Genomic DNA, 14567 nt, shown 5'->3' with positions numbered 1-14567 from the left:
TTCGTTACCTTCGCGTTCCCCCGCGCGGATGGACGTCGAGACCTTCCTGCAAGCCCATTGAAAGGCCCCCGCCCCCTTGTCACGCCATGCCAGCCCTGAGGACACCCCTGTGCTTCCCGACCCTCAGGACCCGCAGAACACGTCTGTCGAGAACGACGCTGCACCCCTGCAGACGCCGCCGCTCAGCCGCCGTGAACTCCGCGAACGTGAGCGTCAGGCGGCGGCCGCCCTGGAGCACCAGGAGTCCGTGCTGCAGGACCCGACGCACGAGGCCAGCGCCGACCAGGAGGAGACGGCCGCGGCTGTCGACCCGGTCGACCAGATGATCGCCGAGGCGATCGACGCCGTGCACACCACCGACGTCGCCGACATCGCGCCGGTCGAGGCAGAACCGCTCATCACCGAACCGGCCGTGGCTTCAGACTCCACCCCGGCCACCGAGTCCATCACGGTGACGGTCGACGCCTCCACGGTCGACGCCGCCCGTGTGCGCCGCGCAGCTGCACCGAAGCCGGCCCCGAAGCCCCGCGCATCGTCCCGCCCGGCCGCCACACCGGCGTCGCCCCGCCCGACGAGCATCGCGCGCAAGCGTCGCATCACCACCAAGATCTTCGCGGGTGCCGCGATGGGCTTCGTCGCCCTCATGGCCGTGGCCACCTCCGTGCCTGCCAACGCGCTGCTCACCGCTGAAGACGTCGCGACCTCGGTGGCCGAGGCCTCGCAGGCAGAGCTCGGCGACGGCAACGGGCTGAGCAACCAGGCGTCGCAGTCGCTCGACAGCGAGGGTTCGGCCGAGCTGACCTTCACCCGCGACGACTACACGACGAGCACCGTCGAGGAAGCCGCCGCCGCCATGGGCATCCGCCCGGCGAACACCTTCACGAACAACCCGAACGGGACCATCCAGTGGCCGTTCGCGGTCGGTGTCACCATCGGTGACCGCTTCGGTGCCCGCGACTGCGCCGGGTGCTCCAGCGACCACCACGGCCAGGACTTCAACCCCGGCAACGGCGCACCCATCCAGGTCATCGCCGACGGTGTCGTCCGCCACGTCGAAGACGGCGAAGGCTCGCTCGGCGTCAACGTCATCGTCGACCACACCATCAACGGCCGTCTCGTCTCGAGCGTCTACGCGCACATGCAGCATGGTTCGGTCCGAGTGACCGAAGGTCAGGCGATCAAGGTCGGCACGATCCTCGGACTCACCGGTAGCACCGGTATGTCCACCGGCCCGCACCTCCACTTCGAGATCCGACTCGACGGCGTCACCTGGGTCGATCCGCTCGAATGGCTCTACGCGAACGTCAACTGACGCCGCGGAACCTGACGCTTCGACTGCCTCGCCCGACTCCGGGCGGGGCAGTCGTGTTTCGCCCCGGGGACTTCCTCCGGTCACTGAGCTTGTCGAAGTGCCCACGGGGTGCGTCGCCCTTCGACAGGCTTCAGGGACCGGTGTTGGGGCTGAGGGAGCGGGGTCGGGGCCCAGGGACCGCTGCCCGGTCTCCGGGACCGGGTCTTCAAGCGCAGGGACCGGGTACGGAACGACAAAGGCCCGCCCGGCTGACACCGGACGGGCCTTCACTGAGATGCTGGAGGGCTACTGACCCTGCTCTTGGTACTTCGCCTCGGTGGCTGCCTTCTGTGGCTTCCACCACGACTCGTTGTCGCGGTACCAGGCGATCGTGTCGGCAAGGCCGGCCTCGAAGTCACTGAACGCCGGGGCCCAGCCGAGCTCCGTGCGCAGCTTCGACGAGTCGATCGCGTAGCGGAGGTCGTGGCCGGGACGGTCGTTCACGTGGTCGTAGGCGTCCGCCGGCTGACCGAGCTGGGTGAGGATGAGCTCGACGACGTCCTTGTTGTTCTTCTCACCGTCGGCACCGATGAGGTACGTCTCGCCGATGACCCCCTTGTCGAGGATCGTGAGGACGGCGGACGAGTGGTCGTTCGCGTGGATCCAGTCGCGGACGTTCTCGCCCGTGCCGTACAGCTTCGGGCGCTCACCGCCGAGCACGTTCGTGATCTGGCGCGGGATGAACTTCTCCACGTGCTGGTACGGACCGTAGTTGTTGGAGCAGTTCGAGATGGTCGCCTTGACGCCGAAGGAACGCACCCACGCGCGGACGAGGAGGTCGCTGCCGGCCTTCGTCGAGGAGTACGGGCTCGACGGGTTGTACGGCGTCTGCTCGGTGAAGCGCTCCGGGTCGTCGAGTTCGAGGTCGCCGTAGACCTCGTCGGTCGAGATGTGGTGGAACCGCGTGCCGTGCTTGCGAGCCGCCTCGAGCAGCGTGTACGTGCCGATGATGTTCGTGTCGAGGAACGGGCGCGGGTCGTGCAGGGAGTTGTCGTTGTGCGACTCCGCCGCGTAGTGCACGACGGCGTCGTGACGGGCGAAGAGCTCGTCGACGAGCGTCGCGTCCTGGATGTCGCCCACGACCAGCTCGAAACGATCGGCCGGGAGGCCGTCGAGTGAGGCGCGGTTGCCCGCATAGGTCATCTTGTCGAGGACGGTCACCGAGTGATCGGTGTTGTTCAGGACGTAGTGGACGAAGTTCGAGCCGATGAATCCGGCGCCGCCGGTAACGAGAAGTCTGGACACGGTAGACGAGTCTACCCGGCGGTCTCCGGATACCGCGGGGGAATCCGGCTGTCGTTCAGTGACCGGGCAGGATGCGGCGCAGCAGGTTCGTGTTCGCGAGGTCGAGCAGTTCGTCGCCCCTGCCCGACATGACCGTCCGGAGCGCGTACAGGGTGAACCCCTTCATCTGCTCGGCGGTGATCGTCGGCGGGATCGACAGCTCCTGCCTGGCGGTCACGACGTCGACGAGCGCCGGACCGTCGTGGTCGAAGGCCCGACGGATGGCACCCTCCAGCTCGCTCGCCCGCTCGACGCGTTCGCCGTGGATACCCATGCCCTCGGCCACGCGGGCGAAGTCGGGGTTCTCGAGGTCGGTGCCGTAGTTGACGAACCCGGCCGCCTTCATCTCCAGCTCGACGAAGTTGAGCGAGGAGTTGTTGATCACGATGATCTTCACGGGCAGCTTGTTCTGGGTGAGTGAGATGAGCTCGCCGAGCAGCATGGTGAGTCCACCGTCGCCCGCGAGCGCGACGACCTGACGACCCGGGTGGGACGCTTGCGCCCCGAGCCCGTGCGAAACGGCGTTCGCCATGCTGCCGTGGCTGAACGATCCGATGAGTCGACGCCGCCCGTTCATGGTGAGGTAGCGCGACGCCCAGACGACGGGGGAGCCGACGTCGGGGATGAACACGGCGTCGTCCGTCGCCAGCTCGTCGACGACCTTCGCGAGGTACTGCGGGTGGATCGCCTGACCGTCGTGGTCGGCCGTCGCCAGATCGTCGAGCCCCTTCCGCGAACTGCGGTAGTGCTTGAGCGACTCCTCGAGGTGCTTGCGATGGGTCTTGCGCTCGAGCTTCGGCAGCAGCGCGTCGAGGGTGTCGCGGACGGTGCCGACGAGTGGGAGGTCCACCGGGTGCCGCCGGCCGATCTGTTCACCCCGGATGTCGACCTGGATGACGGTCGCGTCCTCGGGGAAGAACTGCGGGTAGGGGAAGTCGGTGCCGAGCATGAGGAGGACGTCGCACGACAGCATCGCGTGGTAGCCGCTGGCGAATCCGAGGAGGCCGGTCATGCCGACGTCGAAGGGGTTGTCGTATTCGACGTGCTCCTTGCCGCGGAGGGCGTGCACGATCGGTGCGGCGAGGGCGTCAGCCGTCTCGATGAGCTGTGCGTGAGCGCCCGCGACGCCCGCACCGGCCAGGATCGTGACACGCTTGCCGGCGTTGAGGATGCGTGCGGCCTCGTCGAGCTCATGCTCCGACGGCAGGATCCGAGGCTGCGTGGCGCGGATGGCGGAGACGTGCTCGCTCACGGCCCGCTGGAGCATGACGTCGCCCGGCACGACCACGACGGCCACGCCGCGGCGCTCCACGGCGGTGCGCATCGCGATCTCGAGCACCCGTGGCAGCTGCTCCGGGACGGACACGAGCTCGACGTAGACGCTGCACTCACGGAAGAGCTCCTGTGGGTGGGTCTCCTGGAAGTAGGTGCTGCCGATCTCCGAGCTCGGGATGTGCGCGGCGATCGCGAGCACCGGCACCCGCGAGCGGTTCGCGTCGAAGAGGCCGTTGATGAGGTGGAGGTTCCCGGGGCCGCAGCTCGCCGCGACGACCGCCAGCTCGCCGGTCAGCTCCGCCTCCGCAGCTGCGGCGAAGGCGGCCGCCTCCTCGTGGCGCACGTGCACCCAGTCGATGCCGCCCGAGGAGCGGAGGGCGTCGGTGAAGCCGTTCAGGGAGTCGCCCGGGAGGCCGTAGACGCGTTGCACACCGCTGGCCTGGAGGGTTGCGACGACGGTTTCAGCGACAGTGGACATGGGTGCTCCTCGCAGCAGACGACTCGGCCCGGGTTCCCCGGCCCCCTCCATGGTCCTCGTCGCGGTTCGGGGCCCGCAAGGGAGCATCGTGGTCTTGCCGACGCCTACCAGGTGCGCTAGCCGTTCTCAACACTCCGACACGAATCCGGCGGAACGACGAACGCCTTGTAACGTGGTCGCTGGAACAGCCTGCCGAGAACGCGGTGGCGCGGCCAACATCGACTGCACCGTGAAGGGGGCGGCCGTGAGCGACTCCCTGCACCGACCGCCGGCACACGCCGGGTCGATCACCGATCCATCGGTGATGTTCACCGAGCACACCGAGACGGTCGTCACCGGTGTCAGCCTGTCGAACGGGCGATACAGCATCGGCGAGCAGCTCGGCTCCGGCGGGTCCGCCAACGTCTACCGGGCTCGCGACGAACTGCTCTCCCGTCCCGTCGCCGTGAAGCTCTTCCGCGACGAGGCCGCGACCGCGAACGACCGACTGCGCCAGGAGCGGGAGATCCGCCTGCTCGGCGAACTCCGTCACCCGGGCCTCGTCGAGCTCTACGACTCCGGTTCCGTCGTCCACCGTGGGGTCGAACACCGGTTCCTCGTCATGGAGTACATCCCGGGTGCCACGCTCACCGACAAGCTGCAGGCCGGCCCGATGCTCCCGCGTGACGCCGCCGCCCTCGGTGCGCAGGTCGCCGACGCGCTGTCCTTCATCCACACGCGATCGATCGTGCACCGCGACATCAAGCCCGACAACATGCTGTTCAGCGACATCGCCGCGTTCGGGCACGCGAACCTCGTGAAGCTGTCCGACTTCGGGATCGCGCACTTCGTGGGTGGGTCGCGACTCACGAACACCGAGGCCATCTCGGGCACCGCGTCCTACCTGTCGCCCGAGCAGGCGCTCGGGGAGACGGTCAGCACCGAGACGGACATCTACTCGCTCGGGCTGGTCCTGCTCGAAGCCATCACGGGGCGTCGGGAGTTCGACGGCGGGGTCGTCGAAGCCGCGGTGGCCCGACTGCACCGCGACCCGGTGATCCCGCCTGAGCTGCCCGCCGCCTGGCACCCGCTGCTCCGGTCGATGACCGCTCGCAAGCCGGAGGACCGCCCGGCCGCCCACGAGGTCGCATCCAGCCTGCGCGAGATCTGGTCGGAATCGCGCGTCCGCCGCGTCCGTCGGGTGCGTGCCCGGCTCGGACTCGTCGTCGACCAGGGCGTCGACCCGCGGATCGCCATGCTCCTCGCCGCCGCCACGGCCGCCGCGGGCCTCGCGATCGGCGTGGCCATCGGCATCTTCGCGTTCTGATCGGCCCATTACCACGTTTCGTCCGGATCCGGGGAAGTCACCCGGCCGGTGTACCGTCTCAACAACGATCGATCCCTTCGAGTGAAAGGGCGCCATGACGCTCTCGACCCCCTATCCGCTCGGCGTCACCCTTCGGGGCGATGGTGCGAACGTCGCCATCTACTCGGAGACCGCCGACGCCGTCACCGTGTGCATCTTCCCCGAGGGCGGGGAGGAGCAGCAGACGCGCCTCGAACAGCGAACCGGCCACGTGTTCCACGGACTGGTCGATGGTCTCGTCCCCGGGACCCGGTACGGCATCCGTGTCGACGGCCCATGGGACCCGGCGAACGGGCTCCGCCACAACCCGGCCAAGGTGCTCCTCGATCCGCACGCGACGGCGATCACCGGGCGCTACGACCTCGGCCAGGCACAGTTCAGCCACCGGCTCGACGCGCCGGAGTCGATGGACGACAGCGACTCCGCCGGCCATGTCGCGCTCGGCGTCGTCACCGACCCGTCCTCGTTCGACTGGGACGCCGACGGCCAGGACGTCGCTCCGCGCATCCCGCTCGCCGAGACGATCGTGTACGAGGTCCATGTGAAGGGCTTCACCAAGCAGCTCGCCGAGGTGCCCGAGGAGATCCGCGGCACCTACGCCGGCCTCGCCCACCCGGCGGCCATCCGCCACCTCACCGACCTCGGTGTGACGGCGGTCGAACTCCTCCCCGTGCACCAGTTCGTGCAGGACAGCCACCTCGAGGAGAAGGGCCTCCGCAACTACTGGGGCTACAACTCCATCGGCTTCTTCGCCCCGCACGGCGAGTACGCGGCCGCGGGAGACGCCGGTGGGCAGGTCGACGAGTTCAAGGCCATGGTCAAGGCGATGCACGCGGCCGGCCTCGAGGTCATCCTCGACGTCGTCTACAACCACACGGCCGAGGGCAACCACATGGGCCCGACCCTGTCGTTCAAGGGCATCGACAACGCGGCCTACTACCGCCTCGTCGACGAGGACCGCGAGCACTACTTCGACACCACGGGCACCGGCAACAGCGTCAACGTCGGCCACCCCGCGGCGCTCGGGCTCATCATGGACTCCCTGCGCTACTGGGTGACCGAGATGCACGTCGACGGCTTCCGCTTCGACCTCGCGACGACGCTCACCCGCCAGGACGGCTCCGCCGAGATCCACAGCGCGTTCCTCTCGCTCATCGAGCAGGACCCGGTGCTCGCACCCATCAAGATGATCGCGGAGCCGTGGGACACCGCCGGCTACCAGGTCGGTGGCTTCCCCGCGAGCTGGTCGGAGTGGAACGGGAAGTTCCGCGACGACGTCCGCGACTTCTGGAACGGCGCCGACAGCGTGCTCGGCACCATGTCGCAGCGCGTCCTCGGCAGCCCGGACGTCTACGAGGCGTCCCGCCGCTCGCCGCTGTCCAGCGTCAACTTCGTCACCGCGCACGACGGCTTCACCCTGGCCGACCTCACGGCGTACTCGAGGAAGCACAACGCGGCGAACGGCGAGGACAACAACGACGGCGAGAGCGACAACCGCTCCAGCAACAACGGCGCGGAGGGCCCGACGGACGACACCGCCGTGAACGCGCGCCGCGACCGCCAGCGGCGCAACTTCCTCGCGACGGTCCTGCTGTCGGCCGGTGTCCCGATGATCCTCGGCGGCGACGAGATCGCCCGTACCCAGGGCGGCAACAACAACGCGTACTGCCAGGACAACGAGGTGTCGTGGTTCGACTGGGAGCACGCCGACCACGACCTCCTGGGGTTCACGAAGCGCCTGATCGCCCTGCGCCTCGCCGAGCCGGCCCTACGACCCGACTGGTTCCGCCAGGGGCCGGGCTCCAAGTCCGACGACCGGGTCTTCATCACCCGGTCCGACGACGAGCCCTTCGCCGACGAGGACTGGGACAACCCCGACGCCCGCTCGATCACCTTCGTGTTCCGTCACGCCGGATCGGCCTCGTTCGCTCTCCTGCTCAACGCGGCCGAGAACGGCGTGGAGTTCAACCTGCCGAAGGCTCCCGGCCTGCCGTGGACGCTCGTCGAGTCGAGTGACCCGGAGCAGATGCTCGCCGAGGGGTCGACGACGGTGATCGTGCAGGGGACCTCCTTCACCCTCCTGCGATCGGGGGTCGCATCATGACCGACGTGTCCGGCGGCGGGCCAGAGCGTTCCGCCGTGCCCGTCTCGACCTACCGCCTCCAGCTGACCGCCGACTTCCGGCTGCAGGACGCCGCGGTGCTCGTCGACTACCTCCAGGCCCTCGGCGCCGACTGGGTCTACCTGTCGCCGATCCTCCGAGCGGAACCCGGATCCACCCACGGCTACGACGTCGTCGACCACACCGAGGTCGACCCGGAACGCGGGGGTACCGACGGGCTCACGGCGCTCGCCGAAGCGGCCCATGCGGCGGGCCTCGGCGTCCTCATCGACACCGTCCCCAACCACATGGGCGTCGCGACGCCGGTGGAGAACGCCTGGTGGTGGGACCTGCTCCAGCACGGTCGCGAGGCAGAGCACGCGGCCGCGTTCGACGTCGACTGGGAGGCCGGCGACGGCCGCGTCCGGGTGCCGATCCTCGGCGACGATGAGGACGGCCGCAGTGCGCTCGACGACCTCCGTGTCGAGGACGGCGAACTGCGCTACTTCGACCACCGACTGCCCATCGCCCCCGGGACGGCCGACGACGACGCGAGCCCGCGCGAGGTGCACGACCGGCAGCACTACGAACTGGTGAACTGGCGTCGGGCGGACAGCGAGCTGAACTACCGACGGTTCTTCGCCGTCAACACGCTCGCCGCCATCCGTGTCGAGGACCCGGCGGTCTTCGACGGCTCGCACGTCGAGATCGGCCGCTGGTTCGACGACGGCCTCGCCGACGGGATCCGCGTGGACCACCCGGACGGGCTCCTCGACCCCGGTGCCTACCTCGAGCGACTGTCCGAGCGCATCGGCGGCGCACCCGTCTGGGTGGAGAAGATCCTCGAGGGCGAAGAGGACCTCCCGGCCGAGTGGGCCACGCTCGGCACCACCGGCTACGACGCCCTGGGCGACATCGACCGGGTGCTCGTCGACCCGACCGGTCTGCCGACGCTCGGTCAGCTCGCGGGGGTCGAGCTGACGCGCGACGCCTGGGACGACCTCGTGCACACCACCAAGCGGGGCATCGCCGACGGAATCCTCGGTTCCGAGGTCCGACGCCTCGCGAGGCTCGTCCCCGAGGTACCGGACGCCGTCGACGCGCTCGCCGAGATCCTGACCGCGTTCCCCGTCTACCGTTCCTACCTGCCGCTCGGCGACGAGTACCTGGAGGCCGCCCTCGACGAGGCCGAGACCCGCCGCCCGGAGCTCGCCGACGCCTTCGCCGCGCTGGCTCCGCGCCTGCGCAACGCGAGCGACCCGCTCGCCGCACGCTTCCAGCAGACCTCGGGCATGGTGATGGCGAAGGGCGTCGAGGACACCGCGTTCTACCGCTACACGGCGCTCACCTCGCTGACCGAGGTCGGCGGAGACCCCGCCGAGACCGACATCAGCGTCGCCGAGTTCCACCACCGACAGGCGCGGCGGCAGGCGGAGTGGCCGTCCTCGATGACGACACTCAGCACGCACGACACGAAGCGCAGCGAGGACGTCCGTGCCCGCATCGACGCGCTGAGTGAGGTCGCGGACCGGTGGGCGGAGCACGCCGTCGCCCTCCACACCTCGAACGGCTTCCCTGACCGGCAGCTCGAGCAGCTGGTCTGGCAGGCGGCCGTCGGTGCGTGGCCGATCGAGCGCGAGCGACTGCACGCCTACGTCGAGAAGGCCGCCCGTGAGGCCGGCGACTCGACCACCTGGACCGCACCGGACGAGACCTTCGAGGCCGCCCTGCATGCGGCGGTCGACGGACTGTACGACAGCCGTCGTGCGAACGCCGCGCTGCTCGACGCCGTCGCGGACGTCGAGGCGGCCGGATGGTCGAACAGTCTGGTCGCCAAGGCGATCCAGCTGACGATGCCGGGCGTGCCGGACGTGTACCAGGGCAGCGAGCTCTGGGATCGATCGCTCGTGGACCCCGACAACCGTCGCCCAGTCGACTACGCCGAGCGTCGCGCGGTGCTCGCCCGTCTCGACGACGGCTGGCTGCCGCCGGTCGACGCCGACGGAGCGGCGAAACTCCTCGTGACCAGTCGCCTGCTGCGCTTGCGACGGGAGCACCCGTCCCGGTTCGCCGAGTACACCCCCATCGGAGCTGACGGGCCGGCCGCCGACCACGTCGTCGCGTTCTCACGTGGTGGCGTGACCACGGTGGCGACCCGGCTCTCGCTCAGGCTCGCGGAGCACGGTGGCTGGAAGTCGACCACGGTCACGCTGCCGGAAGGCCGGCTCGTCGACGTGCTGACCGGCCGTGAGTTGCAGGGCGGCGAGGTCCGTCTCGCGGCGCTGCTGGAGCAGTATCCCGTCGCCGTCCTGACGCGGCCCGACGATGCAGCAGAGACCGCAGGCGAGGAGTGAGTACGATGACGACCAGCACCACGAGTCCGGCTGACGGGTTCCGCGTCTGGGCACCTGCGGCCCAGCGCGTCGACCTCGTCCTGGACGGCGAGCAGCACCCGATGGACCGCGACGTCTCCGACGGGTGGTGGATCGCGCTCGACGGTGCCGAGCCACGTGCGGCGGTCGTCGACAGTGACTACCGTTACCTCGTCGACGGCGAGGGCCCGTTCGCGGATCCCCGCTCGCGTCGGCAGCCGGAGGGCGTCCACGGGCCGTCACGCGTCGTCGCGTCCGACCCCGTGCCGTGCGACGGGACCGGCTGGCGGGGTCGCTCGCTCATCGGTGCCGTGCTCTACGAGCTCCACATCGGCACCTTCACCGAGGCGGCCACCTTCGACGGGGCGATCGAACGCCTCGACGACCTGGTCGAGCTGGGCGTCGACGCCGTCGAGGTCCTGCCGGTCAACGCGTTCAACGGGGTCTGGAACTGGGGCTACGACGGCGTCTTCTGGTCGGCGGTCCACGAGGCCTACGGCGGACCGGACGGCTACCGTCGCTTCGTCGCCGCGTGTCACGAGCGCGGGCTCGCCGTCATCCAGGACGTCGTGTACAACCACCTCGGTCCCTCCGGGAACGTTCTGCCGCGCTTCGGCCCCTACCTCGCGGACGGCGCCGGGAACACCTGGGGCGACGGCCTCAACCTCGACGGGCCGGACTCGGACGAGGTGCGTCGGTACATCATCGACAGCGCGCTGCTGTGGTTCGAGGAGTACGGCGTCGACGGCCTGCGCCTCGACGCCGTGCACGCCCTGCACGACACCCGGGCCATCCATCTCCTCGAGGAACTCGACGCCGCGGTGGATGCGCTCAGCGCCGACCTCGACCGGCCGTTCACGCTGATCGCCGAATCGGATCTGAACGACCCGAAGCTCATCACGCCCCGGGGCCCCGGCGGTGCCGGCGGGTACGGTCTCGACGCGCAGTGGAGCGACGACTTCCACCACGCACTGCACGTGGCGCTCACCGGCGAGGTGACCGGCTACTACGCCGACTTCGCGCCGCTCGGTGCACTCGGGAAGGTCATGGAGGAGGGGTTCTTCCACAACGGCACCTGGTCGAGCTTCCGCAAGCGCCACCACGGCCGCCGCATCGACCTCGAACGGACGCCGAGCTGGCGGCTCGTCGTCTCCGACCAGAACCACGACCAGATCGGGAACCGGGCGACCGGCGACCGGCTGGCCGCGACCCTCGACGACGGCCAGCTCGCCATCGCCGCCGCCGTCACGCTCCTCGGGCCGTTCACCCCGATGCTGTTCATGGGGGAGGAGTGGGCCGCCTCGACGCCCTGGCAGTTCTTCACCTCGCACCCGGAACCCGAGCTCGGTGAGGCGACCGCGAAGGGCCGGATCGCCGAGTTCGCGCGGATGGGGTGGAACGAGGACGACGTGCCGGATCCGCAGGATCCCGAGACCTACCGTCGATCGGTGCTCGACTGGTCGGAGCGCTCCGGCGGACGGCACGCGACGCTGCTGACCTGGTACCGACGGGTGATCGAGCTGCGACGCACGGTCCCGGCGTTCACCGATCCGGCGTTCGCCGACACGACGGCGATCGTCGACGAGGCGACCGGCTCGTTCGTGCTGCGTCGTGGCTCGGCCACCCTGGCGGTCAACTTCGGGACGGAGCCGGTCGAGCTCGCACTGCGGGTCGGCGAACTCCTCGACAGCTTCGGTGAGGTCGTCACGACGGACGGATCACTCCGGCTCGGTCCCCACGCGGTCGCGATCCTCCACCACTGACCTGCCCGCCCTGCCCTTGGGCCAGCGCGGTGCGCTGACGCGAGCGCGGGTCCACGGCGTGAGCGCGCCCCTCCGGAGGGGCGCGCTCACGCGCACGCCCCGCGGCGGGGCCGATTCCGGCGCGCTCACGTCAGCGCACCGCGCCGACGCCGAAACGCTCGCGGTCACGTCGGCGCACCGCGCTGACATCTTGGCCGACAGAGGGTCTCAGGCGACCGGCAGGGTCGAGGGCGTCGTGAACCAGACCGTGGTGTCGCCGTGGATAGTCCTGCCGTCGAAAGGCCCGCTCGCGACGAGCACGGCCGAGTCCGCGAGCGACGAGGGGACGGCGATGTCGTCGGCGCCCGTGTTGGCGACGACCGTCACCGCGCCGTTGGTCAGCGCGAGGATGGTGTCGGGTGCCCCTTCGATCCAGGCGATCGAGCCGAGTCCCAGCGCATGCTCCCGGCGCAGGCGGAGCAGCGTACGGTACAGCTCCAGCGTCGAACCGGGGATGCCGGCCTGTGCGTCGCGCGAGTAGTCGTTCCAGTCGTCGGGCTGCGGCAGCCAGGATGCACCGGTCGTGTTGAAGCCGTATGCGGGGTGCCCGGCCTCCCACGGGATCGGCACGCGGCAACCGTCGCGACCATACCGCTCGTGGTTCGTGCGGAACCACGTCGGGTCCTGACGGGCGTCATCCGGCAGGTCGATGACCTCGGGGAGCCCGAGCTCCTCGCCCTGGTAGAGGTACGCTCCGCCGGGCAGGCTCAGCATGAGGGCGGTCGCCGCCCTGGCCCGCTGCAGCCCGAGTGCCCGATCCGGCTGGCCGGGGGTGTTCGGACCGACGCCGTAGCCCTGGGGGTTCTCCTCCGTGAGCGCGAGACGGGACGCGTGCCGGACGACGTCGTGGTTGGACAGCACCCACGTGCTCGGAGCGCCGACCTGCGCGAACGCCCGCAGCGACTCACCGATGACCGCCTTGAGGTCCGCGGCGTTCCACGGGGTCTCGAGGTACGGGAAGTTGAACGCCTGCTGCATCTCGTCGGGGCGCACCCAGAGGGCCATCTTGTCGAGCGGGTCGACCCAGGCCTCGGCGCAGAGCACACGGTCACCGTCGTACGTCGCGAGGAGCTCGTGCCAGTCGCGGTAGATCTCGTGCACGCCGTCCTGGCCCCAGTACGGCGCGGTCTCCGGCCACGAGGCGGGCCCGGTGCTGATGCCGGGTTCGAGGGCGACGCCCGCCGAGGCGCCACCCATGCTGCCGCCCTCAGCCGGTGGGGTGTAGTCGGGCAGTCCGTCGGCCTTGATCATGCCGTGCGCCACGTCCACACGGAACCCGTCGACGCCGCGGTCGAGCCAGAACCGGAGGATGTCGCGAAACTGCTCGCGGACCCACGGGTTCGTCCAGTCGAAGTCGGGCTGCGAGGAGTCGAAGATGTGCAGGTACCACTGGCCAGGCGTGCCGTCGGCCTCGGTGACGCGCGTCCAGGCCGGGCCGCCGAAGACGGACTCCCAGTTGTTGGGGGCGATCTCGCCGTGCTCGCCCTTGCCGTCGCGGAACATGTACCGGGCGCGCTCCGCCGAGCCGGGTCCGGCCGCGAGGGCCTCCTGGAACCAGCGGTGGGCGCTCGAGGAGTGGTTGGGGACGAGGTCGACGATGACGCGGATGCCGGCGGCGTGCGCAGCGGCGGTCATCGCGTCGAAGTCGGCGAGCGTCCCGAAGATGGGGTCGACGTCGCAGTAGTCGGCGACGTCGTAGCCGGCGTCCTTCTGCGGGCTCGTCATGAAGGGAGACAGCCAGATGGCGTCGACGCCGAGCTCCTGCAGCGCGCCGAGGCGGGAGGTGATCCCGGGCAGGTCGCCGAGGCCGTCGCCGTTCGCGTCCGCGAAGGATCGCGGGTAGATCTGGTAGATGACGGCGGAGCGCCACCACTCCGAACCGGGGGTGGAGCCTCCTGCGGGGGAGGCATGCTGAGCTGCGGTCGCCGACGTGGTCGGGAGGGCGGAGTCCATGTCGCTACCCTAGGCCATTTGCGGAGCCTGTCGCCGCTCGTGGATTGGCCGGCGCGGTGTCGCCACGGCGGGTGCGCGACGGTCGATTCGGACCGGATTCCCGGCCATCGACCCGCCCGCCCTGCTTAGAGTGGGGACATGACGACGGAATCGGACGGCTCGGCCCGCAGCACGGCGAAGCGCGTCGCCGCGCAGGCGGGAGGCATCGCCGGATCAGCGGCCCGGACGACGCGTGGCATCATCCGTCGGAATCCGACCGCGAACCGGGTGTACCGGGCGGGTGTCGGAGTCGTCGGTGGTGGCACCGTGGCGCTCGGCGTGGCCCTGATCCCGCTCCCCGGACCGGGTGCTCTCATCGCCGTCGGCGGGCTCGCCGTCCTCGCGTCGGAGTTCGAGGGAGCGAAGCAGGCCAGCACGAAGGCGAACGCCGCTGCCAAGAAGGGCGTCGCCGTCGCGAAGGACCTTCGGGCGAAGCGCCAGGCCAAGAAGGCTGCGAAGGCTGCCCGGGAGCACTGAACCTGCGGCGTGCCGCTGACCCGGCTCGCGTGGGCGAACCGCGCCGGCACCAGTGCCCGGCTACGGTGGACCGGTGGGAACATCGGCGAA

At 70.0% G+C, this 14567-nt stretch carries 9 protein-coding genes; 6 read left to right on the top strand and 3 right to left on the bottom strand.

What is annotated here, in order from left to right; translation table 11 throughout:
- Positions 1-109 precede the first annotated feature (109 nt).
- Entirely contained in the window at positions 110-1312 is a 1203-nt protein-coding gene (locus AC4PMY_RS12530; RefSeq protein WP_491622877.1) for a M23 family metallopeptidase, read from the top strand.
- 285 nt (positions 1313-1597) lie between these two features.
- Here AC4PMY_RS12530 and rfbB read toward each other — a convergent pair whose 3' ends face one another.
- Positions 1598-2596, bottom strand: coding sequence for a dTDP-glucose 4,6-dehydratase (rfbB, locus tag AC4PMY_RS12525; RefSeq protein WP_491622876.1), 999 nt, complete (start codon positions 2594-2596; stop codon positions 1598-1600).
- Positions 2597-2651: 55 nt separating this feature from the next.
- Positions 2652-4388, bottom strand: coding sequence for a ubiquinone-dependent pyruvate dehydrogenase (gene poxB, locus AC4PMY_RS12520; protein ID WP_285039034.1), 1737 nt, complete (start codon positions 4386-4388; stop codon positions 2652-2654).
- 244 nt (positions 4389-4632) lie between these two features.
- On the opposite strand from poxB, the gene AC4PMY_RS12515 reads away from it, so the two are divergent.
- The 4 genes from AC4PMY_RS12515 (at position 4633) to treZ (ending at position 11969) form a co-directional block, all read left to right on the top strand.
- Positions 4633-5694 (top strand): serine/threonine-protein kinase, encoded by a 1062-nt coding sequence (locus tag AC4PMY_RS12515; protein ID WP_491622875.1) that lies wholly within the window; start codon positions 4633-4635, stop codon positions 5692-5694.
- A gap of 94 nt (positions 5695-5788) precedes the next feature.
- Complete coding sequence (gene glgX / locus AC4PMY_RS12510; protein WP_491622874.1) at positions 5789-7837, top strand: glycogen debranching protein GlgX; 2049 nt, start codon at positions 5789-5791, stop codon at positions 7835-7837.
- Positions 7834-10188: a malto-oligosyltrehalose synthase gene (treY, locus tag AC4PMY_RS12505; RefSeq protein ID WP_491622873.1), complete on the top strand. Its 2355-nt coding sequence runs from the start codon at positions 7834-7836 to the stop codon at positions 10186-10188. Before glgX ends, treY begins: the two co-directional genes overlap by 4 nt.
- Positions 10189-10193: 5 nt before the next feature.
- Positions 10194-11969 (top strand): malto-oligosyltrehalose trehalohydrolase, encoded by a 1776-nt coding sequence (gene treZ, locus AC4PMY_RS12500; protein ID WP_491622872.1) that lies wholly within the window; start codon positions 10194-10196, stop codon positions 11967-11969.
- Between the two features lie 207 nt (positions 11970-12176).
- Here treZ and AC4PMY_RS12495 read toward each other — a convergent pair whose 3' ends face one another.
- Entirely contained in the window at positions 12177-13961 is a 1785-nt protein-coding gene (locus tag AC4PMY_RS12495; protein WP_491622871.1) for a glycoside hydrolase family 13 protein, read from the bottom strand.
- A 138-nt stretch (positions 13962-14099) separates the two neighbouring features.
- Between AC4PMY_RS12495 and AC4PMY_RS12490 the strand changes: the two genes are divergently transcribed.
- On the top strand, positions 14100-14477 hold the full coding sequence (locus AC4PMY_RS12490; RefSeq protein WP_079003267.1) for a PGPGW domain-containing protein: 378 nt from the start codon (positions 14100-14102) through the stop codon (positions 14475-14477).
- Positions 14478-14567: the final 90 nt, after the last annotated feature.

This window comes from Plantibacter sp. MDV22-iso1 (assembly GCF_058408345.1).
Note: the sequence above shows the minus strand (reverse complement) of the source record. Positions and strands in the feature narration are given on the sequence as shown.

Bases quoted from the DNA above. Each gene is read 5' to 3' on its own strand.
- poxB (WP_285039034.1), bottom strand. From the start codon at position 4,388: ATGTCCACTGTCGCTGAAACCGTCGTCGCAACCCTCCAGGCCAGCGGT.
- treZ (WP_491622872.1), top strand. From the start codon at position 10,194: ATGACGACCAGCACCACGAGTCCGGCTGACGGGTTCCGCGTCTGGGCA.
- AC4PMY_RS12490 (WP_079003267.1), top strand. From the start codon at position 14,100: ATGACGACGGAATCGGACGGCTCGGCCCGCAGCACGGCGAAGCGCGTC.
- glgX (WP_491622874.1), top strand. From the start codon at position 5,789: ATGACGCTCTCGACCCCCTATCCGCTCGGCGTCACCCTTCGGGGCGAT.
- treY (WP_491622873.1), top strand. From the start codon at position 7,834: ATGACCGACGTGTCCGGCGGCGGGCCAGAGCGTTCCGCCGTGCCCGTC.
- AC4PMY_RS12495 (WP_491622871.1), bottom strand. From the start codon at position 13,961: ATGGACTCCGCCCTCCCGACCACGTCGGCGACCGCAGCTCAGCATGCC.